Source organism: Agathobaculum sp. (assembly GCF_050946325.1).
In the GTDB taxonomy this organism is placed as follows: domain Bacteria; phylum Bacillota; class Clostridia; order Oscillospirales; family Butyricicoccaceae; genus Agathobaculum.
On record NZ_JBMNUP010000160.1, the window covers coordinates 1 to 4,071 of the forward strand.

Below are 4,071 nucleotides of genomic sequence, written 5' to 3' on the forward strand. Positions count from 1 at the left end.
CCAAGAATTATAGCCAATCTATTATAATGTGTCTACTATAAAAATCCTGAGGATTAATAAATATCATAGCCATTCCTCCTGTTTTATATAGGCATATGATTAACCCTACCGATAAGAGTGCCTTCTCTCGGCTATTCCGTTTCCCTCAAACGCTCAACAACAGAGTGTCTGGAAACAAAGCGGTACACCGTCAGCGGCACAGCAATGCCGAGCAGTATGAAAATCGGAGCAACCAAAAGGATGGGTAAAACCGTAAAACGATAGGTAAAGAACCAGAATATACCGGCCAGTACATTAGACAGCAGCGGACCGGCGGCAATGCTGAGCAAAAGCGACACTGCCACAGCACCCAAAGCGTAATACAGTCCCTCCCAAATCAGCATGGTTTTGAGCTGCTTGCCGGTCATGCCGATGGACTGGAGCATGGCAAGCTCACGGCGGCGTGTCAGAATGCTCGTCAGAATCGCGTTGAGAAAATTGAGCACGCCTACAAGCCCGACGATAAAGCTTAGCACGCCTCCCAGCATTAGGAACATATTGCGGAAAGAGTCGAACTCCGCAGCATAAGTTGCTTTGCTTTCATAGCCGAACTGCGGCATCTGCTTATTGGTCAAATCAGACAGAAAAGCTTCTATATCGGCAGTATTCTCGTCATTGACATCGCAGGCGTAATACATGACGTTACTGGTGCCGCTGTCCTGAATAAATGTCCGGTCGTTCATGACGAACTCATCGGCGCCATAATAGCGATAGCTGAAGGAACGCGGCACAGTGATCAGAGCCGCCACTTGGTAATCAATGTCCTGATAAGCTTTGGCCCGATACCGGTAAGGTTGGTCGTCGGGAAGATTACCAGGGTCAAGGATCTTGCCCGTTTCATCATAATACTCATACTCTGTCACATAGCGCAGGGTGACGGTGTCTCCAAGCTTTGCCCAATGGGAATCTGAAATCGGGTTGCCGTAGTCGTCATCGCTGTATACGGCCGCGACATAGCGTCCGCCAGGTTCACGGAGCTTGGACAAATCGCCTTCCAGCACCCGGAGCTTGTCGAGGGCGTAGCTCTCCATACCGTAAAGCTGTACCTGGTCGGCCAGCAGGCCTTCTTCATTTTTTTCCATAAAGGCGACAGCGTTGTCCAATGTTTCCTGATCGCTCCACCTACTGTTCACCGCACGGTAATATTTCTCGGTGACAAACTCCTCCACCGGGCTGCTTTTGCCATATACACGCCCCCCGGCTTCAATACCAGGGTTGGTCTTCAACGCGGAGATAATTCCTTCTGGCAAGGACTCCGCAGACCATAAATTATCTGTCTGAAAGTAGCCTGCATCCGCCACGATAAAATCCGAAACCACATCTGCCAGATATTTATCCAGGTCAAAACCATTTGTAAAGGTGACTGTCATATTGAGCAGCAGCACGGCCAGTGACAGGGAAGTAACTGTTATTGCTGTCTTGCTGCGGTTGCGCCCCAGGTTTGCCCATGCCATTTTGGGCAGCGATGCGCCTGACTGCGCCTTGCGTATGGTTTTCTTATTCGCCGTCCCCTCGGTGTAGCGAACAGCCTCCACAGGAGATACTCTTGCCGCCATCCGCCCCGGCCTGCGGCAGGAGATCACCACCGTGACCAGAGCAAAAAGCGCAGAACCAATGAAAATAAGCGGACTTGTCGACACCGCATCCTGTACAACACCGTTGAGCCGAGACAGTATCACAGGGGTCAGCTTAATACCGACGCCATAGCCCATCAGCAATCCAAGGGGAATGCCAATTAAGGACAGCAGCAGCGCCTGCTGACGGATTATGCTCCGCAGTTGCCGCCCCGTAGTACCGATGGTTTTAAGCAGGCCGTAGAAACGAACATCGTTTGAAACGGAAATCTGAAATACGTTATAGATAATCAGATAGCCTGTAAAGATAATGATCAGCAAAAGACACACAATGGCGATAACGGTTATCGGGTCTATATTATCGGCCAGCTGCGAACCGCTGTAGCCCCAGTTTACACCCGTTGAAATATAATTGTTTCCCGCTGAACGGTTTTCCGTCTGGTAACCGTGATTTGCCAGAATTTTGTTCAGGTCCTGTTTGATGTGCAGCGAGCTGCCCAGCATGACATCCATATTCCATGAACCAGTCATCCCGTCATTGCCGATACCGCCGCCGATGCCAACCTTATCATAGATAGCCTGCACGCGGCTGTGGGGAATGAGAACATGATTGGCGACAATCGCCTTGTCATATTCCCACCAGCCGCTCAGGGTAAAGGTTTCCGTCACTTCTGTGCCGTCCACATCAAAAGTCATGGTAAACTGGTTTCCCAATACCGGTTCAACGCCCAGCAGTTCCAATACCCGGGTATCGGTGGCGGCCTCCTTGGTACCTTCGGCAGGTAACCGGCCTTCTACAGGGTCGCAGTACATCCAGTGCGCCTGGTTCGCATCGCTGTATCCAATTTCCACATGAGATTTGCGAAACGGCGCGCCGGCCGGCATACCCACAAAGCGGCGCAGCCCATATTGCTTGATGAGGGGATCGGTTTTAATTTCATCAAACTGCTCATGGGTCATATACTTGAACGTTCCATGACTCCAGCCTCCGGCTTGCCGGAAGTTGGCCTGTTGAAAGGAATGATTAATCGACAGCGCCACCGTGAACAGGGAAGTAAACAGTACGGCGGTCAAGGTAATGGCAAGAATGGCAATAAGATTTCTTGTTCTTGCCGCTTTCATGCTTTTCATGCTCAGCCGGCGGATACATTTTCGGTTGGCTACGTTCATGCTGTGCACCTCCTTATCGAGCGACGATCAAGCCGTCCTCGATGCGGACGATGCGGTCGGCCAACTGGGCAATTTCCTCGTTATGGGTAATCATCACAATGGTTTGGACGAATTTCCGGCTTGTGACCTTTAGCAGCCCCAACACATCCTGGCTGGTCCTGGAATCCAGATTGCCGGTGGGTTCATCCGCTAAAATGATGGCGGGCTTTGCCGCTAAAGCACGTGCGATGGCAACCCGCTGTTGCTGTCCGCCCGAGAGGTTATTGGGCAGGTTTTGCAGTTTGGACTTAAGCCCCAGTGTTTCAATGATGCTGTCCACATAGGCGGAATCCGGCGTATTGCCGTCCAATTGGATGGGCAGCACGACGTTTTCATAGACGTTGAGCACAGGGACCAAATTATAATTCTGGAACACAAAGCCGATCTTGCGGCGGCGGAAGATAATCAGCTCTTCATCCTTCAGCGAAAAGATGTCCTTCCCATCCACCCAAACCGTGCCGCTTGTAGGGCGGTCCAGTCCACCCAGCATGTGCAGGAGCGTGCTCTTGCCGCTGCCGGATGTACCGACAATAGCCACAAATTCTCCTTTTTCCACCTGCAGATTGATGCCGGCGAGAGCATGAACAGTGTTTTCGCCGCTGCCGTAAACCTTTTTCAAATCATGGGTCTGCAAAATGGCCATGATAGATACCTCCAAAGATAAAGTCTGTATTGCTACAATACAGACTTTATCATGAGTTTCTTTCCAGAATCTTTCCGGCGGATAAGCAATTCTAACAGTTTTGTAAGAATTCAAGTCTTTCGGGGCAAAAACATAGAAAAAACCGAGCCGCCACCTAACGATGATGCCACTTTAATATATCCGCCCTGCCCGGCTAAAATATGGCGGGTCAGATATAAACCGATCCCCACGCCGTCCTGTTCACTGACAGATGGGGAACGGTAAAAACGGGAAAACACTTTTGCCTGCTCTGCTTCTGAAATGCCAATCCCAGTATCCGCTACATCAATGCGGCAAAACAAATCGTATTCCTGGACTGAAATTTGTATGCTGCCGCCAGAGGCGTGTATTTAATGGCGTTATCCATCAGATTGCATAGCGCTTCTGTCGTCCATTTATAGTCAAATACCGCATCGGTTTCCGTAGGATTCGTGGTCAAGCGAATCTCTTTTTGCGCGGCTTTGGGCGCCAGCTGTTCGGCTGCTTCCTCCAGCATAGGGGTAATGGCATGGGAAACCGGATGCAAGGTGAAAACGCCTGTTTCCAGTCGTGACAACTTCACCAATG

Annotated in this window: 3 protein-coding genes and 1 pseudogene; all 4 read right to left on the reverse strand. The window is 50.6% G+C overall.

Annotation, left to right across the window (positions count from 1 at the left end):
- Positions 1–131 precede the first annotated feature (131 nt).
- Positions 132–2,783, reverse strand: a complete 2,652-nt coding sequence (locus ACOYIE_RS09810; RefSeq protein ID WP_433412750.1) for an FtsX-like permease family protein — start codon at positions 2,781–2,783, stop codon at positions 132–134.
- Positions 2,784–2,796: 13 nt separating this feature from the next.
- On the reverse strand, positions 2,797–3,465 hold the full coding sequence (locus tag ACOYIE_RS09815; RefSeq protein ID WP_433412752.1) for an ABC transporter ATP-binding protein: 669 nt from the start codon (positions 3,463–3,465) through the stop codon (positions 2,797–2,799).
- Positions 3,466–3,575: 110 nt separating this feature from the next.
- On the reverse strand, positions 3,576–3,806 hold the full coding sequence (locus ACOYIE_RS09820) for a sensor histidine kinase (RefSeq protein WP_433412754.1): 231 nt from the start codon (positions 3,804–3,806) through the stop codon (positions 3,576–3,578).
- Positions 3,785–4,071: pseudogene (locus tag ACOYIE_RS09825) on the reverse strand (sensor histidine kinase); the annotation flags it as partial. The pseudogene ACOYIE_RS09825 and the gene ACOYIE_RS09820, both read right to left, overlap by 22 nt.